This is a genomic window from Yersinia ruckeri ATCC 29473 (assembly GCF_000754815.1).
GTDB classification, from domain to species: domain Bacteria; phylum Pseudomonadota; class Gammaproteobacteria; order Enterobacterales; family Enterobacteriaceae; genus Yersinia; species Yersinia ruckeri.
On record NZ_KN150747.1, the window covers coordinates 1,169,683 to 1,190,944 of the forward strand.

Sequence of the window (21,262 nt, forward strand, 5' to 3'; positions counted from 1 at the left end):
GTGTTAATGGTGAAGGTGCTTTTATTGGGAGCCAGTGGTTTGGTGGGGGGAGAGTTATTGAGGTTGTTGCGATTGGATGCCCGAATTGCTGCCATTATCGCGCCTACCCGCCAGCCGCTACCGCTAATGAATAAATTAATTAACTCGCAGAGCGAAGATATTAGCGCTTTGCTAAAAACCTTCAATCAACCGGTGGATCTGGTTTTTTGTTGCCTGGGAACGACGCGCAAGCAAGCGGGAAGTCAGGCAGCCTTTCGGAAAGTTGATTACCGTCTGGTGGTTGAAACGGGAGAAACCGGGCGACGCTTGGGGGCGCACCATATGTTGGTTGTGAGCGCGATGGGAGCAAAAGCCAATTCATGGTTGTTTTATAACCGAACCAAAGGTGAAATGGAGCAAGCCTTGAGTCAGCAAGGTTGGCCGCAGCTGACGATATTTCGGCCTTCTATGTTGACTGGCATTCGCGCAACGCCGCGATTGATGGAAGGATTGAGTGCACCATTGTTTAAATTTTTCCCCAAAAGATGGCGGGCAATCGCCGGAAAAGAGGTGGCGCAAGCCATGCTACAACAGGCATTTTCCGCTAATCATAACGGTACGGTGATTATCGAATCAGATGCGATGCAGCCAGTGCATAAAGTGGCGAATAAATCTTTTAAAGAGTGACCACTTGATTGTCATAAGCCATTTCCATGCCGCCCGGCAGCGAGTGGCTGATTAGCCAGCAATCCAATTGGTGGCTGGCGTGGGTCAACAGCGTGCGGGCCGGGCGTAAACACTGGTGAATTTCCAGTGCTAAATTTACATCGTTATGATTCCGTGGCGCACGCGTTTGCGGTGGATGGCTGCAATCCATCACTAAAAGATCCAATGCTTGAGCGCGAAGAAAATCGGCGGTTTTCTCCGGTAAACCGACAGTATCGGTCAGGTAAGCCAGAGAATGTGACGGGCTTTGGAACAGATAGCCAAAAGTCGGTTTGGAATGATTTAGTGGCAGTGGAGTAATACGCAGGCCAGCTAACACGATCGGTTGAAATGGTGCGGGTGGTGGCTGAAAGTCCAAGATCCCTGAGTGTTTGAACAGATCATCGCAACCTTGAGGGTCGGGAGGGCCGTACACCGGAATGGGTTTAGAACAACCCCATCGTAACGGAAATAACCCCTGAACGTGATCCATGTGGTAATGTGTAAGCCAAAAACGCTGAATTTCCTCCGCTGAAAACCGCTCTCCTAACGTGGGTAATCCCGCATCAATAAAGCTGGTTTCCTTTTGATAGCGTAACATCGCGCTACAGGAACCACGCCTGAATGCGGGCTGCTGCCTGGCGCGTTGGCAGGCAGAACAATAGCAGCCAAATACCGGTATTTGCTGCGCGCCGCCGGTGCCAAGAAAGGTCAGCTGCATATTATTGTCCACCAATTGCCTCCTGCGAATGGAGATGAGTCGCTTCTTGAATCAGTGCCTGTAGCCTGAGCAGGGTATCCGTTAGTGGTCCATTATTTTCTAGTTGTGCACAGCGAATCGGCAAATGTTGCTGATAATCTTCTGCTCGTTGCAGGCGTTGGTAAATCTGGGCTGCATCCTCACGTCCACGTTGTTGCAGCCGTTGTTGCAATAGGGTTGATGACACTACCAGACAAACCGGCAGTAAGTGGTGACCATAGCGTTGTTGAGCGTGCTCAAGGTGTGCTCTTGAGCCGTTAACGACCACATCCAGACCCTTTTCCAGCCATAAATCTATTTCTACGCCTAAAGCATAATGATGTTGATGTGCCTGCCAACTGAGGGCGAACAGGCCTTGCGCCTGACGTTGAAAAAACTCGCTTTCGCTTAGCGCAATATGATTTTCCGCTCCAGCATCCGCCGAGCGTGTGATATAGCGGTGAGCCACCAGAATAGGATGTTTCCTATCGTTGCGCAGGGCGGAAAGCAGGCAATCTTTACCTGCACCGGATGGCCCCATCAAATAGATTAAGCGCGCCATTAGAATACCCGCACGCCTTGACGCCAAACATGGTGTACGTAGGTATGCTCACCTTGTGTATGCGCCAGAATCAAGTCTGCCCGTTTGCCCTCCTCAATCACGCCTCGGTCATGCAAACCCAGTGCGCGTGCCGGGTTTTTGGTCACCAGCGCGACCGCCTGCGGCAGAGTAAAATGATTGGTGCCATCTTGGGCAATACGAAACGCCGCATCCATCAAACTGGCTGGGTAGTAATCGGAAGAGAGTATATCCAATATGCCCAATGAGGCCAGCTGATGAGCCGCCACATTGCCGGAATGCGAGCCGCCACGCACGATATTGGGTGCGCCCATCAACACTTGCAGGCCGTGCTGATGGGATGCTCGCGCTGCGGCTTCGGTTGTTGGGAACTCGGCAATCACGCTGCCCAAGGTTTTGGATTCGGTGACATGTTCGGCGGTGGCGTCATCGTGGCTGGCCAATGCGATATTGCGCTGGCGACAGTGAGCCGCGATGGCGCTGCGGTTTGGTGCCGCCCAACGTGCGGACAGGCTGATTTGTTGTTCTTCAAACTCAGCCATTTTCTCATCATTCAGATGATATTTTCCCTGATAGTATTCCCGGTATTTCTCACGAGAAGCGAATTGCCGCTGACCCGGCGAATGGTCCATTAAGGAAACCAGCGACAGTTCTGGCTGATCCATCAATTGTTCAAACAATGGCAGGGTGGTGTGGTGGGGTAATTCACAGCGCAAATGAATGCGGTGTTCTGCCCGGTTTAACCCCAGACGTTGGCTATTGACCACGGCGTTAATGATTTTCTGCAAATTTTCCAAGCGATGGCCACCATCACGGACATCGCCAACGGCAACGGCATCCAGCACGGTAGTGATACCGTTGGCGATCATTAAAGCATCATGGCTGCTCATTGCCGAATGTGCTGGCCAGTCAACATTGGGGCGCGGGGTGAAAAATTTATCCAGATTATCGGTATGTAGCTCGATCAATCCCGGTAGTACCCAGCCACCCTGACCATCAATCGCCTGAGTCAGTTGGCTTGGGCTATCAGTAAAGCTGCGAATGATGCCATCCTCGATCTCCAGCGATCCGACGATCAGCTGATCTTCCAGCACCAGTTTTACATTATTGAGGATCATGCGGGGATCTCCAGGCCAGTATCGATCTGGGGTGGCATCATTATTTGTAGACGATCGCTGACATGCTGGCGTACCGCATCGTCATGGAAGATGCCGACAATGGCGGCTCCTCGCTGCTTGGCTTCATCAATCAGGCTGACGACGGCGGCGCTGTTGGTGCGATCCAGAGAGGCTGTCGGCTCATCCAGCAATAAAATAGGGTAATCGACGATAAAGCCGCGAGCAATATTGACCCGCTGCTGCTCACCACCGGAGAAGGTGGAGGGCGCGAGATTCCACAGGCGTTCGGGCACATTCAGTCGGCTGAGTAACTGCGCTGCCCGCTCCTGACAAACGCGACGTTCGATACCCAGCTCCAGCAACGGCTGCATCACCACATTCAGGGCGCTGATACGCGGAATCACCCGCAGGAACTGGCTCACCCAGCCCACAGTATGACGGCGTACCGACAGAATCTGGCGCGCCTCGGCGTGTACCATATCTACCCATTCACCTTGGTGTTTTACCCAGATATGGCCGCTGTCTGGCTGATAGTTGGCGTACAGAGAACGGAGCAAAGTGGATTTCCCACTACCTGAATGGCCGTGCAGTACGATGCATTCGCCGCTATTTACACTCAGTTCGGCCTGATGCAAAACCGGCAGGCGGATACCATGCTGGTGGTGCAGTACGAAAGTTTTACTCAGATTTTCAACCCGTAATTGCTGGTTCATCATCGTTCCCCGCGAGGTGGATTTATTCAGTATCGAGGCAACCATCAGTTTTGCAGCACCGATGACACCAACAGTTGGGTATACGCGTGGTGAGGATCATCCAGCACTCGATCGGTCAATCCGCTCTCAATGACTCTTCCTTCTTTCATGACCAGCAAACGGTGAGCCAGCAGACGGGCGACACCGAGATCATGAGTGACAATCACTACCGCCAATTGCATCTCTACCACTAGGCTACGCAGCAGATCCAGCAAGCGTGCCTGTACCGAGACATCCAGCCCACCAGTTGGCTCATCCATAAAGACCAATTTGGGATGTGTCACCAGATTACGGGCGATTTGCAGCCGTTGCTGCATGCCACCGGAAAAGGTGGTGGGCAGATCGTCCAAGCGAGATATCGGGATTTCTACGTCCTCTAGCCAGCGTCCGGCCTGCTGGCGAATGTCGCCATAATGGCGTTGGCCTATGGCCATCAGGCGTTCACCGATATTACCGCCAGCAGAAACCTGTGGGCGTAGACCGTCCAATGGGTGTTGGTGTACCACGCCCCAATCGGTACGTAATAAACGTCGACGCTGGCTTTCTGCTATCGCGTACAGATCTTGTTCTTGCTGCCCGTCGGGTCGATAAATGATTTGCCCCTGTTGGGGAGCCAGTCGCGCGGAAATGGATTTTAGCAGCGTGGTTTTCCCCGATCCGGATTCACCAACAATTCCCAGAACCTCACCGGGATAGAGCTGAAAAGACACATCGCTAAAACCTTTGCCTGGCGCATATAAATGGGTCAGATTTTCCACTGAAAGTAACGGAGTCGCGGCCAGTTGTGCAGGTTTCATCAGGCATTCACCTCGGATTGGCTGGCCGCAGCGGTATCGCTAAGCTGTTGTTGGCAATAATCGGTATCGGAACAAACAAACATGCGGTTGCCGAGATCATCCAAAACCACTTCATCCAGATAACTGTGGCGGGAACCACATAAGGCGCAGGGTTCTTCCCACTGTTGCACGGTGAAAGGATGATCGTCGAAGTCGAGGCTTTCTACTTTGGTAAACGGCGGTAACGCGTAGATACGTTTCTCACGGCCGGCACCGAATAACTGCAATGCTGGCATCATATGCATCTTTGGATTATCAAATTTTGGGATCGGGGACGGATCCATAACATAGCGATCGTTCACTTTCACCGGATAGGCGTAAGTGGTGGCGATATGGCCGTAACGAGCAATATCTTCATACAGTTTGACTTGCATGACGCCATATTCTTCCAGCGCATGCATTTTGCGGGTTTCGCTTTCACGCGGTTCGATAAAACGCAGTGGCTCAGGGATCGGTACCTGATAGATCAGAATCTGATCTTCGACCAGTGGGGTTTCGGGGATGCGATGACGGGTTTGGATCAAGGTGGCCGCGCTGGTTTTTTCGGTGGTTGCAACGCCGCTAACGCGCTGGAAGAAACGGCGAATCGACACGGCGTTGGTGGTGTCATCAGCGCCCTGATCGATGACTTTTAATACGTCGTAGCGACCTATCACACTGGCCGTTAGCTGAATTCCGCCCGTGCCCCAGCCATAAGGCATCGGCATCTCTCGCCCGCCAAAAGGCACCTGATAGCCGGGAATAGCGACGGCTTTCAGGATAGTGCGGCGGATCATGCGTTTAGTTTGTTCATCCAGATAACCCGGATTGTAACCAGTGAGAATGTCAGTCATGGTGCCGCTCCTGATACTCGCTACGCAGGCGTTTCAACAGTTCCAATTCGGCTTGAAAATCAACGTAATGGGGTAATTTTAGGTGGGAAACAAAACCAGCGGCTTCAACATTATCCGCATGGGATAATACAAACTCTTCGTCTTGCGCCGGACTGGTAACGTTTTCTCCGTATTCTTTGGTCTGCAAGGCGCGATCCAACAGCGCCATCGACATGGATTTTCGCTCGGAACGGCCAAATACCAAGCCATAACCACGGCTAAAGTGTGGTGGGCGATCTTCTGGATCGACAAAACCGTTAACCATTTCGCACTCGGTCAGCAGAATTTCACCGATATCAATGGCGAAACCGAGTTCTTCCGGTACCACTGATACCGTCAAATAACCGCTGCGGATCTCGCCGGCAAAGGGGTGAGTGCGGCCATAACCACGCTGAGTCGAATAGCTGAGTGCCAGTAGAAAACCTTCATCACCGCGAACCAATTGTTGTAAACGAGCCGATCTGTTGCCAGGGTAAACCGGCGGATTACGCGTAATATCATCAGGTTGTTGTCCATCATCCTGCTCGACCAGAGCTAACTGTTCTTGCGTGAGTAACTTAAAAACGTGAGTGCAGTTTTCCGGCAAGGTTTCGCAGCCTTTTGGCGGCAGCGGAGACTCACCAGAGGCCAGCAGGGTGAAATCCAGTAAACGGTGGGTGTAATCGTAAGTGGAACCAAGTACCTGTCCGCCCGGTAAATCTTTATAGATCGCAGAGATCCGGCGTTCCAAACGCATATCAGTGGTATTTAGCGGCTCGCTAACGGTAAGGCGAGGCAGCGTGGTGCGGTAAGCGCGCAGCAAGAATATCGCTTCGACCAAATCACCGCTGGCCTGTTTAATGGCTAAAGCGGCCAGTTCACGATCATAAATGCCGCCTTCAGTCATAACGCGATCGACTGCGAGACCTAGCTGTTGCTCGATCTGTTCACAATCGATCGCTGGAATATGGTTTTTTCCACGGCGCTGGTGGGCTAATAACTGATGGGCAGCTTCAATGGCTTTTTCGCCCCCTTTAACGGCTACATACATCAGCACACCTCCAGGTGGGTGGTTCGGGGAATGGCCATCAGGTTTTCTCCACAGGTGAATAGAAAATCAATGCCCATCGGGAAAGTCTTTGGTCGCGCGATCAGATAATTGAGTAATGCCGTGGGTAAGCAGGGCGAAATCTGGCGTTGCTGCTCGATTCCCGCGCCACGTAGCCGCAAAGGTGTACCTTGGTGCAGGCTGGCGATTTGGATCACCACGGTGACTGAACGCTCTGGAGAGACTTCATTGCCGGCAGGACAATGAGCCAGCTGCTCGGCAGTGATTTCTTGATGGAAAATGGCAAAATCTGCCTGCTGGAGGGAAGTGGCTGCCGCTGCACCGGTATGAAAACGCAGATTTTTCCAGATCGAATCGCTAGTTAAACCATCGGCCAAATAGACAGTGGTTTCCTGATCGGCCAGCGTCAGTAGTAGGCTGGTTGCCGCAGGATTTAGTTTTCCCCAACCTTGACGGTGTGGCAGTGTGACCTGTACGCCTGGTTCGCTCATCGCTTTCAAAATATGGCGGAAGGCTTGCTGAGAATCATTGATCGGGTGATTAAAATGACTGAGTAGTGTCATCAGTCTTCTCCCCGTACCAGAGTAAAGAAATCTACCTTACTGCTAGCAATAGCGCAGGCGCGTAGTTGGCGGCGCTCTTGTTGCAGAGCGGCGAGGGGAATGATGACTGATTTTTGCAGTAATTCCCCCAGTCCTTTTTGCTGGAGCAGCGCATCCAACAGAGCACAGTGCTCTGCATGGGGTTTATTACGACCAGCAATATAGCTGTAGCCATAAATATCATCACTTTCTACCAACTTTACGACCGCTCGGGTGATGGTCATATCGCCGAGAATAAAGCGGCGCCCCGTTCCCCCCATACGTGCCTGTAACTGATTTAAACCCATTTCCGGCGCGCGGATGACCTGATAACGCGGGTGCAAATTCAGTGGCTGCCAATGAGCAAGTAGATCGTCAGGCTGGCTGTGTGCCAGCACCGACATCCAATTTTGGCGGCTAGAGAGGCTTTCCATTCAAATGCTCCATGGTCAGTTCGATCATAGCGATGCGGGTCAGACTGACGGAGTACTCCGCCGCCTTTTTATTGCCGATATCGGTATTTCAAAGTGTGGATGCCAAGCTGCGTCCCATCAGTGGTCAGTTCCAGCCAACGGCTTGCTTTCGACTATGGGCAGTCACATCGTTGGCTAACATGGCATACACTTGTGAATAAACCGGAGCCTATGCTGGCAAACTTTAATGACAGTGGGGTTATGTTCAGATTGCACCTGCGTGAATCTTTTTTAGTCGAGAGATGAATCCGATGGAGGTGAAGAGAGCAGAACGGGGAAGCGGTATTTCAATACCACCTTTAGTGACAACTTCGCCAACTGATTATGGTAGATAAAGGCGGAAAAAAGCCTCCGCACACGGTTGGCGAAGGCGAGATTTCACGGGATGACTAACGTAGTTTATGAACCACCTGATTACTGCTTCCACGCCAAATCAGCGAGGGATCCTTCAGATCTTGCACAAATTTCCCATCGATTAGCACATTAATCAAATCGACTACCTGACGCTGTTCATCGCTGAGCTCTGCCAAAACATAGCCGGTCCATAACCAGATATCTTTGTTATCGCATTCCGCATGAACCCGTTTGATCAAATGCAAAATGGCGGAGAGATTGTTTGGATGCAAAGGATCGCCGCCGGAAAGGGAAAGTCCCTGACGACGGATGCGCGTGTCATTCAGATCCGCAATGATCTGATCTTCAATGTGTATTGTGAATGGTTTTCCCGAATTTAATCGCCAGGTGCTTTTGTTATAGCAACCGGGGCATTGATGCACACAGCCAGAAACAAACAGCGTACAGCGAGTGCCGGGGCCATTGATCACATCGACAGGATAGTATTGATGGTAATTGATGATCTTTGTCCACCGTTATTGGATTAGGTTCTCAGGGCGACCCATTTCACGCCCTGAGACGGTAAAAGCTAACCGGATTAGCCCAATTGGCCGCTAGCCAGATGCTTGACCCGACGTTTCACTTCTTCCTGCTTACCCGCGTTGAATGGGCGTGCATCCGGGCTTCCAAGGTAGCCACACACTCGACGGGTAACCGAAACTTTGGAAGGTTCATGGTTACCACATTTTGGGCAGGTAAAGCCTTTGCTGGTACAGGAAAACTCGCCAGTGAAGCCACATTCGTAGCATTCATCTATCGGCGTGTTAGTCCCATAGTAAGGCACGCGGTGGTAGCTATAATCCCAAACATCTTCAAGGGCTTTCAAGTTGTGCTGGAGATTAGGGTATTCGCCGTAGCAAATAAAACCGCCGTTAGCCAGAGGAGGATAAGGGGCTTCAAAATCCAGTTTGTCGTATGGATTAACCTTTTTCTCTACGTCTAAATGGAAGCTGTTGGTGTAGTAACCTTTATCTGTGACGCCAGGGACAATACCAAATTCGGCCGTATCCAGACGGCAGAAACGGTCACACAAGTTTTCACTTGGCGTGCTGTATAGGCTAAAAGCATAGCCAGTTTCATCTTTCCAGCTATCGGTGGCATCTTTCAGGCGTGACACGATGGCGATGGCTTTCTCACGTAGCTGTTGATCATCAAAAACATGGGTTTGATTGCCAAACAGCGCATTGACCGTTTCGTGGATACCAATATAGCCAAGTGAAATTGACGCTCGGCCATTCTTGAATATCTCCGAAATATTATCATCGGCTTGCAGGCGTACCCCGCAGGCACCTTCCATATATAAAATAGGTGCAACCCGAGCCTTGATGCCTTCCAAACGTGCAATACGTGTCATCAGCGCTTTTTTCGCCAGCAATAAACGTTCATCCAGCAACAGCCAGAAGCGGTTTTCATCGCCCTGTGATTCCAACGCAATACGTGGCAGGTTCAGGCTAATCACGCCAAGGTTGTTGCGACCATCGTGAATCTGCTTGCCATTCTCTTCATAAACCCCAAGGAAGCTACGGCAACCCATTGGCGTTTTAAACGAACCAGTGACTTTAACCACCTGATCGTAATTGAGAATATCCGGATACATGCGCTTAGTAGCACATTCCAGAGCCAGTTGTTTGATATCGTAATTCGGATCACCCAATTTATGATTCAGACCATCGCGGATGGCAAATACCAATTTAGGGAACACGGCCGTTTTGCGGTTTTTGCCTAAACCGGCAATGCGATTACGCAAAATCGCTTCCTGAATCATGCGGGATTCCCAGCAGGTTCCCAAACCGAAACCGAAGGTTACAAAGGGAGTCTGTCCATTAGCGGTATGCAACGTGTTGACTTCATATTCCAGTGACTGGAAAGCGTCGTAACATTCTTTTTCGGTGCGCGCCATGGCATAGCCTCGGGCATCGGGAATCTGCCATTCTTCGGCAACTTTCTGATTTTTTTTAAAACTTTCAGTGACGAAAGGCGCGAGTATTTCATCAATGCGGTTAATCGTGGTGCCGCCATAAATATGGCTGGCCACCTGCGCGATAATTTGAGCTGTCACCGCTGTCGCAGTGGAAATGGATTTTGGCGGTTCAATTTCGGCGTTACCCATTTTGAAACCCTGGGTCAACATGCCATCCAAATCAATCAACATACAGTTGAACATCGGGAAGAAGGGCGAGTAATCCAGATCGTGGTAGTGAATTTCGCCGCGTTCGTGAGCCAGTACCACATCGCGTGGCAAAATATGCTGTTTGGCGTAGTGTTTGGCCACAATACCGGCCAGCAAATCCCGTTGGGTAGGAATCACTTTGCTGTCTTTATTGGCATTTTCATTGAGCAGAGCCATATTGCTTTGCTCGACCAAACCCCGGATCTCTTGGTTTAGGCGACCGCGTAACTCACGGGACACATCGCGATCGTGGCGGTATTCGATATAGGCACGCGCCAGTTGTTTATAGTCACCCGCCATCAGTTGGTTTTCTACCGCTTCTTGAATTTCACGGATATCCACCTGCGCCAGTTTTTCCATTTTTTGAGCGACCACGCGGGCGACGGTTGCACAATAATCCGCGTCCACAACGTCAACAGCTAATGCTGCTCGTTCCACGGCTTCTTTAATGCGCACCTCATCAAAAGGTACCTGACAACCGTCCCGTTTAATCACTACTGGTTTCACGATGTGACTCCTGTTTTCCGTTGCACAATGTTATCCACAAGGCAATCCCGCAGCCAGACAGGGCTGCGGAGCAATGTGGATGAAATTGTGGATAACTACTACATATAGGTATTTTGCTTTTGATTAGCACTATATATGGGTTTTGATGGAAGTGATAGCTGACTTGTTTGACCTGGGACAAGGAAATATTCTTTAGGTTTATTCCCTGAACAGTCGGTCACAAATTTACATTTTTTAGTGGATTTTTTATCAAATGGTGGAAACGTTCTAGCAGAACGTCGGCATACGCCCGTGTGCTTTCGCTCCATGGATCGGAGCGAAAGCGCAGGCGTGAAAGGTGGTGATAAAAATGGCGGTGAATACAGTGTGTTAGTTGGCGGCGAGTGTGGCTACCATCACTGCCTTGATCGTATGTAACCGATTTTCGGCCTGATCAAAGACAATACTGTGCGCTGATTCAAACACTTCCTCGGTCACTTCCATTCCACCAGGTAGGTTGTATTGCTCGGCCATCTGCTTGCCCAAGACAGTCTGATCATCATGGAAAGCTGGCAGGCAGTGCAAGAACTTCACCTGTGGATTCCCGGTAAGCTTCACTACGCTCATATTGATCTGATAAGGCTTCAGTAACGCCACTCGCTCGTTCCAGACTTCTTTCGGTTCCCCCATGGATACCCAAACATCGGTATAAAGGAAATCAGCGTCTTTTACCCCTTCAGCAATATCCTCGGTCAACGTGATTTTAGCGCCGGTTTTTTGCGCCAGAGCCTGACAATCTGCGACTAACCGGGCATCTGGCCAGCAGGCTTTGGGGGCGACCAGGCGCAAGTCCATGCCGACTAAGGCTGCGGCTTCCAACATGGTATTACCCATATTGTTACGCGCATCACCCAGATAGGCGAAAGTCATATCACTCAGTTTTTTCTCCGGCAGATGTTCCTGCATGGTAAGCAAATCAGCCAGTAATTGAGTTGGATGGAATTCATCAGTTAATCCATTCCATACTGGAACACCGGCAAACTCGGCCAATGTTTCTACCACTTTCTGACCATAGCCACGGTATTGAATACCGTCATACATCCGACCCAATACTCGAGCGGTATCCTTAATTGATTCTTTATGCCCAATTTGACTACCGCCGGAGCCGAGATAAGTGACACGCGCGCCCTGATCATATGCGGCAACTTCGAAAGAGCATCGGGTACGGGTAGAGTCTTTTTCGAAGATGAGCGCAAGATTTTTTCCTACTAATTTCTGCTTCTCAGTGCCTGATTTCTTGGATTTTTTAAGTTCTATCGCTAAATCAAGCAGGGCGGTAATCTCTGCGGGAGTAAAATCCAGTAACCTCAAAAAGTGACGTTTGTAGAACTGACTCATAGCGCTTATCTCCATGCATTCAGAAAAAGTCTAATTGAATTTAAATTCAACTTATACGTATAAATATTCAATTGCAACTATAAAAGATAAATCTTTATCGTTTATAGTGGAGGCATTGGCGGTGGTGTGGGAAAATGACAGAATATAACGCCCATTGACTGAGGATAAAGGCATGGCAAACCGCGAAAAACTGGATGAACAACGTGACGAAACCCGCCTGATCATCGAAGAATTACTGGAAGATGGCAGCGATCCTGACGCGCTGTACACTATCGAACATCACCTTTCTTCTGAAAAATTTGAAGTCTTGGAGAAAGCGGCAGTAGAAGCCTTCAAACTGGGCTATGAAGTTACTGATGCGGAAGAGCTGGAAGTGGAAGATGGCTCAGTGGTCATGTGCTGCGATGTGATTAGTGAAGTGGCTTTGAATGCTGAACTGATTGATTCTCAAGTTGAACAGTTGGTTGCGCTGGCTGAAACCTGTGGCGTCAACTATGACGGCTGGGGGACTTATTATGAAGATCCTGACGGCGAAGATGACGAAGATGGCGAGCTTGATGACGAAGAACTGATTGATGAAGATGATGACGGAAAACGCCATTAATCTGATGTTTGATCGGTATTTTTCGTTTGGTCTCATAAGCCCGCACTTTCTACAGTGCGGGTTTTTTTAATGGGTTAACTCATTGCGGCGACTACAACACTTTTAACATGGTGACTTCACAATCTACATGGCCAGTAGTGCCCATCGGCCCATCAATATGCTCGAAACCCAGTTTTTCATATAAGGCCACCGCACGGGTCAAGCTGGCTGTTGTTTCCAGATAGCAGCGGGTGAAATCCTGTTGACGGGCAAACTCCAGCGCCTGTAATGCCAGCCGTTTTGCTAAACCTTGACCACGCAAGATGGGCAGAAAATACATTTTCTGTAATTCGCATACATCGGCTTCGCCGCATGACAACGGGGCTACGCCACCGCCACCGGCAATACGACCATCAACCTCAATAATCCAATACGCACTGCGTGGCTGGCTGTACAGTTCATATAAATGGTCCAGATTTGGATCGGAAACGGTATAGCCTTTATCCGCAGTCAGGCCGAATTCGGCTGAAACATCGCGGATAACATTGGCGATGGCGAAATTGTCTTCTGCCGTGATTGGACGAACCAGAAGTCGCAGGGAAGTTGCTGTGGTCATAGCGTGATTACTCGGCAAAATAAGTAGGAAAGCGTTTTCTGAGAACAGGAATCCAGCACAGCGAACCCGTAATAAACTGTAATACCATCTAACTGCGGATTAATGCAATGCTAAAAAGCAGCGGGTCATGATAGTGAATAATTATCATGACCCGCGGTTATCCCATTATGTTGCAAATTGCAGGTGACTTTCGTTGGCCACTTTCCTGCATGTTGAACGCTGTTGGGTATTGCTTGCGCTTATTATCCGATTAATTTACAACGCCGCGATAGTGGCCTGTTGTTCAATTAATTTCACCTTCGCTTCGGCGCAGGCTGCCATTCTCTCACGCTCTTTAGCCACAACGGCTTCAGGCGCGCGCGCCACGAAACCTTCGTTACTCAGTTTGCCTTCGATACGCTCGATTTCAGCGTCGAGTTTGGCAACTTCCTTGGCCAGACGATCCAGCTCGGAAGCTTTATCGATCAAACCAGCCATTGGGATCAGCACTTCCGCGCCTTCAACCAGTTTAGTGACAGACAGTGGCCCTTTCTCTCCTTCAGGTAGCACAGTGATCGACGAGAGACGAGCCAGTGACTGAATAAAACTCTGATTTTCCAGCACGCGGCGTTGAGCCTCGGCATTGGCGCTGCGCAGCAACACTTCCAGCGGTTTACCCGGCGCAATATTCATTTCTGCACGAATATTACGGACAGCAATGATCGTTTGCTTAATCCATTCCAAATCACTCAGGGCTTTTTCATCGACCTGACTGGCGTTATATTCCGGGAAAGGTTGCAGCATAATGGTGTCTGCAGTGATACCTTTCAGGCTTTTCACGCGCTGCCAGATGGTTTCCGTGATGTAAGGAATGATGGGGTGAGCCAGTCGCAGCAGGGCTTCCAGCACATTAATCAGAGTGTTACGCGTTCCGCGCAGCTCCGCTTCTGAACCGTTGTTCATCACCGGTTTAGTCAGTTCCAGATACCAGTCACAGAATTGGTTCCAGGTAAATTCATACAGAATACCTGCGGCCAAATCGAAGCGGTAAGTATCTAAGGCTTCACGGTAGGCTTTCACGGTTTGGTTAAATTCAGCCAGAATCCAGCGATCAGCCAGTGACAGCACCATTTCACCGCCGTTCTGACCACAATCTTGATCTTCGGTGTTCATCAATACGAAACGGCTGGCGTTCCACAGTTTGTTACAGAAGTTACGGTAACCTTCTAAACGTTTCATATCCCAGTTGATGTCGCGACCGGTAGAGGCTAATGCTGCCAGAGTGAAACGCAGGGCGTCAGTGCCGTGTGGTTCGATACCGTTCGGGAACTGTTTCTCGGTGCGCTTGCGGATTTTCTCAGCCAACTGTGGCTGCATCATGTTACCGGTTCGTTTTTCCAGCAGATCTTCCAGTGAGATACCGTCGACCATATCCAGAGGATCGATTACGTTACCTTTTGACTTGGACATTTTCTGCCCTTCGTCATCGCGGATCAGACCTGTCATATAGACGGTTTTAAACGGGACTTGCGGCTTGCCATTTTCATCTTTCATAAAGTGCATGGTCAGCATGATCATGCGAGCAATCCAGAAGAAAATGATATCGAAACCACTGACAACGACGCTGGTTGGGTGGAAGGTTTTCAGCGCTTCAGTCTGTTCTGGCCAACCCAGAGTAGAGAAAGTCCACAGACCGGAAGAGAACCAGGTATCCAGGACGTCTTCATCCTGACGCAATGCCACATCGGCAGCCAGATGGTTCTCGCGACGCACTTCTGCTTCATCACGTCCAACGTAGACTTTACCCGCTTCGTCATACCATGCTGGAATACGGTGACCCCACCATAGCTGACGCGAAATGCACCAATCCTGAATGTCACGCATCCATGAGTAGTACATGTTTTCGTATTGTTTCGGTACGAATTGAATCTCGCCGTTTTCGACCGCTTCAATCGCCACTTTAGCCAGCGGCGCGGTGCGCACGTACCATTGATCGGTCAGCATCGGTTCGATAACCACGCCACCACGGTCACCGTAAGGAACGGTCAGATCGTGCGGTTTGATTGCTTCCAACAGACCCAGTGCCTCAAACTCGGCTACCACGGCTTTACGGGCGGCAAAGCGCTCCAGACCCTGGAACTGTGCAGGAATCGCGCCGCTGCATACCTCGGTTGCTTCGCCATGGGTATCAAACACTTCGGCTTCGCTACGGATATCACCGTCGAAGGTCAGAATATTGATCATCGGTAGAGCGTGACGTTTACCCACTTCATAGTCATTAAAATCATGAGCTGGAGTGATTTTTACGCAGCCGGTGCCTTTTTCCATATCGGCGTGTTCATCACCGAGGATTGGAATACGGCGACCTACCAACGGCAAGATCACCTCTTTGCCGATCAGATCTTTATAGCGCGGATCTTCCGGGTTGACTGCGACGCCGGTATCACCCAGCACCGTTTCTGGACGGGTGGTAGCCACAACCAGATAATCTTTACCTTCAGCCGTTTTCGCACCGTCAGCCAACGGATAACGCAGGTGCCACATGGAACCTTTGGACTCACGGTTTTCTACTTCCAGATCCGAGATCGCCGTGCGCAGTTTAGGATCCCAGTTAACCAGACGTTTGCCACGGTAGATCAGATCTTCTTTGTGCAGACGGACAAACACTTCTTTCACTGCATTGGACAGACCATCGTCCATCGTGAAACGTTCGCGCTCCCAATCGACAGAGTTGCCCAGACGGCGCATTTGGCGGGTGATAGTGCCGCCAGATTCCCCTTTCCACTGCCAGATTTTGTCAATGAAGGCATCACGACCATAATCGTGACGAGTTTTGCCTTCTTCAGCCGCAATTTTACGCTCAACCACCATTTGGGTTGCGATACCGGCGTGATCAGTACCCGCTTGCCACAGGGTATTTTTCCCTTGCATCCGCTGGTAACGGATCAGGGTATCCATGATGGTTTGCTGGAAAGCATGTCCCATATGCAGGCTGCCAGTAACGTTTGGCGGCGGGATCATGATGCAGTAGCTTTCTTTGCTGGTATCGCCGTTCGGCTTAAAGTAACCCTGCTTTTCCCAGTGTTCGTAGAGCGGTTGCTCAATCTCAAGCGGACTGTATGTCTTGTCGAGGGAGTTGTTTGTCTTTTCCATTTTATTTATTTGTTCAATGAGTTGGCGGCGTAGCCGTAGTCAAATGGAAGCCGACGCTGCGATATGACTTATATCGGTCGCGCGCCAACTGTTTCAAAGTTTCTTCGTAAGGAACGAAGTCTATCACTTCATGGAAAGCGGTGGCAAAACCTGCGAACTCAGGTAGCAGGCTAATTAGCAGGTCGCGCGGTGAATTTCCACGCTTTTCCGGCCAGGCCAGTTCTACCGGTGCGCCATATTTTGGCCCTTCACCAGCCAAATTATGCGGTACAAATTGTTCCGGCGCTCGTTGCCATAAGGCTTCGTCCAGACGTTGAGCCTGTTCCCGACTTTCACATGCAATCAGCACCCGTTTGCCTGCCCGCCAGCGCTCAGCCGCCAGATCGCACGCCAAGGCTTCGTGGGCCCGCAGCTCGCCGGAGGATTGATCGTGATCGAGAAGATAGAAGGTTGCGTTTTTCATAGGCTCTCTACGACGTTAAGGGCACAACGTGTGCCCTTAAGATAACTCGGTATATACCCTGATGTATTTGGCGCTGCAAAGATTCGCTGCAACTCCAATGCGTTCGGGTATCTATCAAACGATTAATCGTCGCCGTTCAGACCTGCGCGGTTCAGCAAGAACTGCGACAGCATAGCAACCGGACGACCCGTCGCGCCTTTATTTTTCCCGGAGCGCCATGCAGTACCGGCAATATCCAGATGCGCCCAGGTATATTTGCGGGTAAAACGAGACAGGAAGCAGCCAGCAGTAATCGCACCACCCGCGCGGCCACCAATGTTTGCCATATCGGCAAAGTTGGAATCCAGTTGCTCGTAGTATTCGTCGCCCAGCGGCAAGCGCCATGCACGGTCACCGGCCTGCTCGGAAGCCCCAATCAACTCGTGAGCTAATGGATTGTGGTTCGACATCAATCCGGTAATGTGGTGACCCAGCGCCACGACGCAAGCGCCAGTTAACGTCGCAATATCAATGACCAGTTCTGGATCGAAACGCTCAACGTAAGTCAGGGTATCACACAATACCAAACGGCCTTCCGCATCGGTATTCAGCACTTCGACCGTTTGCCCTGACATGGTCGTCAGTACGTCGCCTGGGCGATAAGCCTGGCCACCCGGCATGTTTTCACAGCCCGCAAGCACGCCGATCACGTTAAGTGGTAGCTGCAATTCGGCGACAACACGCATCACGCCGTATACGGTAGCGGCACCACACATGTCATACTTCATTTCGTCCATGCCTTCGGCAGGCTTGATGGAGATACCGCCGGAGTCGAAGGTTAGACCTTTACCAACCAACACAATTGGCTTGGCATCTGGATTTGGATTACCTTTATATTCAATCACCGACATCAGGGATTCGTTTTTCGAACCTTGTCCCACTGCCAGATAGGAATGCATACCCAGCTCTTTCATCTGCTGTTCACCGATCACGCGGGTGATGATGTTTTTGCTGAATGCATCGGCCAATTGGCGAGCCTGAGAGGCCAGATAAGCGGCATTACAGATATTAGGCGGCATATTGCCCAGATCTTTGGCTGCTTTAATTCCTGAGGCCACAGCCAGACCATGCTGAATCGCGCGTTCACCGCTGGTCAGTTCGCGGCGGGTTGGCACGTTGAAGACCATTTTACGCAGTGGGCGGCGTGGCTCAACTTTATTACTTTTAAGCTGATCGAAGGTATAGAGCGCTTCTTTGGCTGTTTCCACCGCCTGGCGCACTTTCCAATAGGTATTGCGGCCTTTAACGTGGAGTTCGGTCAGGAAACAGACCGCTTCCATTGAACCTGTATCATTAAGCGTATTGATGGTGTTTTGGATCACTTGTTTATACTGGCGTTCATCGAGCTCGCGCTCTTTGCCACAGCCAATTAACAGGATTCGCTCGGAGAGAATATTAGGCACATGGTGCAGTAATAACGTCTGACCCACTTTGCCTTCAAGTTCACCGCGGCGCAATAATGCGCTGATGTATCCATCACTAATTTTGTCGAGTTGTTCGGCGATCGGGGATAGACGGCGAGGTTCAAAAACGCCGACTACAATACAGGCACTGCGCTGTTTTTCCGGGCTGCCGCTCTTTACACTGAACTCCATGCACTCTCCTGAATCTTAAAGACAAAGGCGGGAGCTACCGTTAGAATGTAGCGCTCCGCAACGATCTCTCTCCGTTGTGTTAACGACGTGTGTTAACCTTAACGGCATAAGTTGTTTTGTTTTGGCGACTATAAGCATGTTCCTATAGGACACCTAAACACTAGATGCTGTAATGCTATTTTAGCTGTGAAGGTTGCCATATGATGAGAATAAATGGCGGATTAACGATGAAACTATCGATTTTCCTGCAAAAAGACAAGTTTTCACAGGCGTATTAGCGTGATCATCATTAGATATCTGGTACGGGAAACACTCAAGAGTCAAATCGCGATCCTATTCATCCTGCTATTGATCTTTTTCAGTCAGAAATTAGTACGGGTGTTAGGTGCCGCCGTTGATGGTGAGATTCCGACAAATTTGGTTTTATCCCTCCTCGGATTAGGCGTGCCGGAAATGGCCCAGCTTATTCTGCCGTTGAGTCTATTTCTCGGCTTATTGATGACCTATGGCAAACTGTATACGGAGAGTGAAATCACCGTTATGCATGCCTGTGGGCTAGGTAAGCGGCCGCTGATTATTGCAGCATTGATTCTGTCTATGCTCACTTCAGGACTGGCTGCGGTTAACGCTATCTGGCTGGGCCCTTGGTCATCCAAACATCAGGATGAAGTCCTTAATGATGCCCGAGCCAACCCGAGCCTGGCTGCGCTGGTTGAAGGTCAGTTCCAATCGTCACAGGACGGCAACGCGGTACTGTTTGTTGGCAGTGTGAGCGGCAAAGAATTCCAGCGGGTCTTCTTGGCGCAACTTCGCCCTAGTGATAATCAGCGTCCCTCCGTGGTGGTGGCTGATAAAGGTCATATGGCTGAGCGTCCTGATGGTTCGCAAGTGGTGTTGTTGAATCAAGGCACTCGCTATGAAGGTACGGCATTACTGCGAGATTTCCGTATTACTGATTTTACCGATTATCAGGCCGTCATTGGTCACCAGGTCGCCCAGCAAGACAATAATATTGTTGAGCAGATGTCGATGGCTGCACTCTGGCATTCTAGCGAGCAAGATGCGCGCGCGGAATTCCACTGGCGGCTTACGCTCATCGTTTCTGTTGTCATCATGGCAATGCTGGTGGTTCCACTGAGCGTGGTCAACCCGCGTCAGGGCAGGGTACTCAGCATGCTGCCAGCAATGTTGCTCTATCTTATTTTCTTCCTGCTACAAAGTTCTCTGCGTTCGAATGGCGCTAAAGGCAAGCTGGATCCGATGGTCTGGATTTGGGTCGTTAACGGCGCTTATCTGGCGTTGGCACTTGTCCTCAACTTGTGGGATAGCTTGGCCGCCCGTAAATTACGAGCACGTTTGAGAGGGATAGCCTGATGTTTGGCGTATTAGACCGTTATATCGGACGCACCATTCTCAATACTATTTTGATGACGCTGTTTATGTTGGTGTCTCTATCAAGCATTATCAAATTTGTTGAGCAGCTACGAAAAGTGGGGCAGGGTGACTATTCTGCGATGAGCGCGGGTATGTATACTTTGCTCAGCGTGCCTAAAGATATTGAACTCTTCTTCCCGATGGCGGCACTGCTTGGCGCACTGCTTGGTTTAGGCACATTGGCAACCCGCAGCGAGCTGGTGGTGATGCAAGCTTCGGGCTTTACCCGGATGCAAATCGCCGCCGCCGTCATGAAAACGGCTATTCCTTTAGTGCTGCTGACTATGGCTATCGGTGAATGGGTTGCGCCGCAGGGCGAACAGATGGCGCGTGATTTCCGGGCGCAAAAGATGTATGGCGGCTCGTTGCTGTCGACTAAACGTGGATTGTGGGCTAAAGACGGATCTGATTTTATTTATATTCAGCGAGTCTCTGGTGAGAATGAATTGACTGGCATCAATATCTATCATTTTGATGATGCCGATCGTCTGCAATCCGTGCGTTATGCTGCGACGGCAACCTTCGAAGATAATCGATGGAAACTGTCACAGGTTGATGAATCCAACTTGAGCGATCCTAAGCAAATTACCGGCTCCCAGACCTTGACTGGAGAATGGAATACCAATCTAACGCCAGATAAACTGGGTGTGGTGGCCATGAATCCAGACTCGCTATCTATCAGTGGACTGCATAACTATATTAAATATCTGCAACAGAGTGGGCAAGAATCCAGCCGTTACCAGCTTAATATGTGGAGTAAGATATTTGCCCCGCTTTCGGTTGCGGTGATGATGCTGATGGCGCTGTCGTTCATCTTTGGGCCATTGCGTAGTGTTCCTATGGGTGTCAGGGTTGTTACTGGGATATGTTTCGGTTTTATCTTCTATGTACTGGATCAGATTTTTGGACCACTCAGCCTGGTATACAAAATTCCACCGGTACTTGGAGCCTTACTGCCGAGTATGCTTTTCCTGTTGATCAGCATCTATATGCTACTAAAACGGCGATAGCGGTGTTTTTTTCGGCACTTGAACCAAAGGCGGTGTAATAACAGTTGCATGCGGATCATAGGTAAGTATAATTCACCTCGTTCTCCGCATACTACTTCAGTGCCGAAGTGGCGAAATCGGTAGACGCAGTTGATTCAAAATCAACCGCCGCGAGGCATGCCGGTTCGATTCCGGCCTTCGGCACCAAAATCAATTAAATCCTTATTTTGTAAGGATTTTTTTGTTTTTGAACTTCAATATCGCGTAGCCCTCCTACAAAA

The 21,262-nt window shown here is 50.2% G+C and carries 20 protein-coding genes and 1 tRNA gene; 5 read left to right on the forward strand and 16 right to left on the reverse strand.

What is annotated here, in order from left to right; translation table 11 throughout:
* Positions 1 to 6 precede the first annotated feature (6 nt).
* A complete protein-coding gene (locus DJ39_RS05205) occupies positions 7 to 666 on the forward strand; it encodes a Rossmann-fold NAD(P)-binding domain-containing protein (RefSeq protein WP_004720430.1) in 660 nt (219 codons plus the stop codon).
* Here DJ39_RS05205 and phnP read toward each other — a convergent pair.
* The 12 genes from phnP to argF form a co-directional block, all read right to left on the reverse strand.
* Positions 656 to 1,405 (reverse strand): phosphonate metabolism protein PhnP, encoded by a 750-nt coding sequence (gene phnP, locus DJ39_RS05210; protein WP_038251670.1) that lies wholly within the window; start codon positions 1,403 to 1,405, stop codon positions 656 to 658. The genes DJ39_RS05205 and phnP overlap by 11 nt on opposite strands.
* 1 nt (position 1,406) lies before the next feature.
* Positions 1,407 to 1,985 carry a ribose 1,5-bisphosphokinase gene (gene phnN / locus DJ39_RS05215; RefSeq protein WP_038241759.1) on the reverse strand — a complete coding sequence of 193 codons (579 nt, stop codon included), beginning with the start codon at positions 1,983 to 1,985 and terminating at the stop codon, positions 1,407 to 1,409.
* Entirely contained in the window at positions 1,985 to 3,121 is a 1,137-nt protein-coding gene (phnM, locus tag DJ39_RS05220) for an alpha-D-ribose 1-methylphosphonate 5-triphosphate diphosphatase (protein ID WP_038251206.1), read from the reverse strand. The genes phnN and phnM overlap by 1 nt, the downstream gene beginning before the upstream one ends.
* Entirely contained in the window at positions 3,118 to 3,837 is a 720-nt protein-coding gene (gene phnL / locus DJ39_RS05225) for a phosphonate C-P lyase system protein PhnL (RefSeq protein ID WP_038251671.1), read from the reverse strand. Before phnL ends, phnM begins: the two co-directional genes overlap by 4 nt.
* Before the next feature lie 41 nt (positions 3,838 to 3,878).
* The gene (gene phnK / locus DJ39_RS05230; RefSeq protein ID WP_038241755.1) at positions 3,879 to 4,670 is read right to left on the reverse strand and encodes a phosphonate C-P lyase system protein PhnK; all 792 of its coding nucleotides are present in this window, start codon (positions 4,668 to 4,670) and stop codon (positions 3,879 to 3,881) included.
* Positions 4,670 to 5,542, reverse strand: coding sequence for an alpha-D-ribose 1-methylphosphonate 5-phosphate C-P-lyase PhnJ (locus tag DJ39_RS05235; RefSeq protein ID WP_038251208.1), 873 nt, complete (start codon positions 5,540 to 5,542; stop codon positions 4,670 to 4,672). Before DJ39_RS05235 ends, phnK begins: the two co-directional genes overlap by 1 nt.
* A complete protein-coding gene (locus DJ39_RS05240) occupies positions 5,535 to 6,611 on the reverse strand; it encodes a carbon-phosphorus lyase complex subunit (RefSeq protein ID WP_004720437.1) in 1,077 nt (358 codons plus the stop codon). The genes DJ39_RS05235 and DJ39_RS05240 overlap by 8 nt, the downstream gene beginning before the upstream one ends.
* Positions 6,611 to 7,192, reverse strand: coding sequence for a phosphonate C-P lyase system protein PhnH (gene phnH, locus DJ39_RS05245; protein ID WP_038241745.1), 582 nt, complete (start codon positions 7,190 to 7,192; stop codon positions 6,611 to 6,613). The genes DJ39_RS05240 and phnH overlap by 1 nt, the downstream gene beginning before the upstream one ends.
* Positions 7,192 to 7,644 carry a phosphonate C-P lyase system protein PhnG gene (gene phnG, locus DJ39_RS05250; protein WP_038241743.1) on the reverse strand — a complete coding sequence of 151 codons (453 nt, stop codon included), beginning with the start codon at positions 7,642 to 7,644 and terminating at the stop codon, positions 7,192 to 7,194. The genes phnH and phnG overlap by 1 nt, the downstream gene beginning before the upstream one ends.
* A 428-nt stretch (positions 7,645 to 8,072) precedes the next feature.
* Complete coding sequence (nrdG, locus tag DJ39_RS05255) at positions 8,073 to 8,537, reverse strand: anaerobic ribonucleoside-triphosphate reductase-activating protein (protein ID WP_038241742.1); 465 nt, start codon at positions 8,535 to 8,537, stop codon at positions 8,073 to 8,075.
* 77 nt (positions 8,538 to 8,614) lie between these two features.
* Positions 8,615 to 10,753 (reverse strand): anaerobic ribonucleoside-triphosphate reductase, encoded by a 2,139-nt coding sequence (nrdD, locus tag DJ39_RS05260; RefSeq protein WP_004720441.1) that lies wholly within the window; start codon positions 10,751 to 10,753, stop codon positions 8,615 to 8,617.
* Positions 10,754 to 11,122: 369 nt separating this feature from the next.
* On the reverse strand, positions 11,123 to 12,130 hold the full coding sequence (gene argF / locus DJ39_RS05265) for an ornithine carbamoyltransferase (protein WP_004720443.1): 1,008 nt from the start codon (positions 12,128 to 12,130) through the stop codon (positions 11,123 to 11,125).
* 172 nt (positions 12,131 to 12,302) lie between these two features.
* Here argF and rraB point away from each other — a divergent pair, with 172 nt between their 5' ends.
* Positions 12,303 to 12,734: a ribonuclease E inhibitor RraB gene (rraB, locus tag DJ39_RS05270; protein ID WP_038241737.1), complete on the forward strand. Its 432-nt coding sequence runs from the start codon at positions 12,303 to 12,305 to the stop codon at positions 12,732 to 12,734.
* Positions 12,735 to 12,825: 91 nt separating this feature from the next.
* Here rraB and DJ39_RS05275 read toward each other — a convergent pair whose 3' ends face one another.
* The 4 genes from DJ39_RS05275 to pepA form a co-directional block, all read right to left on the reverse strand.
* Positions 12,826 to 13,329, reverse strand: coding sequence for a GNAT family N-acetyltransferase (locus DJ39_RS05275; protein ID WP_004720447.1), 504 nt, complete (start codon positions 13,327 to 13,329; stop codon positions 12,826 to 12,828).
* A 255-nt stretch (positions 13,330 to 13,584) separates the two neighbouring features.
* Positions 13,585 to 16,461 (reverse strand): valine--tRNA ligase, encoded by a 2,877-nt coding sequence (locus DJ39_RS05280; RefSeq protein ID WP_004720449.1) that lies wholly within the window; start codon positions 16,459 to 16,461, stop codon positions 13,585 to 13,587.
* Positions 16,462 to 16,474: 13 nt separating this feature from the next.
* The gene (locus DJ39_RS05285) at positions 16,475 to 16,924 is read right to left on the reverse strand and encodes a DNA polymerase III subunit chi (RefSeq protein ID WP_004720451.1); all 450 of its coding nucleotides are present in this window, start codon (positions 16,922 to 16,924) and stop codon (positions 16,475 to 16,477) included.
* 122 nt (positions 16,925 to 17,046) lie between these two features.
* Positions 17,047 to 18,558 (reverse strand): leucyl aminopeptidase, encoded by a 1,512-nt coding sequence (pepA, locus tag DJ39_RS05290; RefSeq protein ID WP_004720452.1) that lies wholly within the window; start codon positions 18,556 to 18,558, stop codon positions 17,047 to 17,049.
* A gap of 279 nt (positions 18,559 to 18,837) precedes the next feature.
* On the opposite strand from pepA, the gene lptF reads away from it, so the two are divergent.
* The 3 genes from lptF to DJ39_RS05305 all read left to right on the forward strand — a co-directional run bounded on the left by lptF (position 18,838) and on the right by DJ39_RS05305 (position 21,188).
* Positions 18,838 to 19,932, forward strand: coding sequence for an LPS export ABC transporter permease LptF (gene lptF, locus DJ39_RS05295; protein ID WP_004720454.1), 1,095 nt, complete (start codon positions 18,838 to 18,840; stop codon positions 19,930 to 19,932).
* Positions 19,932 to 21,002, forward strand: coding sequence for an LPS export ABC transporter permease LptG (gene lptG / locus DJ39_RS05300; protein ID WP_038241732.1), 1,071 nt, complete (start codon positions 19,932 to 19,934; stop codon positions 21,000 to 21,002). Before lptF ends, lptG begins: the two co-directional genes overlap by 1 nt.
* A 101-nt stretch (positions 21,003 to 21,103) precedes the next feature.
* Positions 21,104 to 21,188, forward strand: a tRNA-Leu gene (locus DJ39_RS05305).
* Positions 21,189 to 21,262 lie beyond the last annotated feature (74 nt).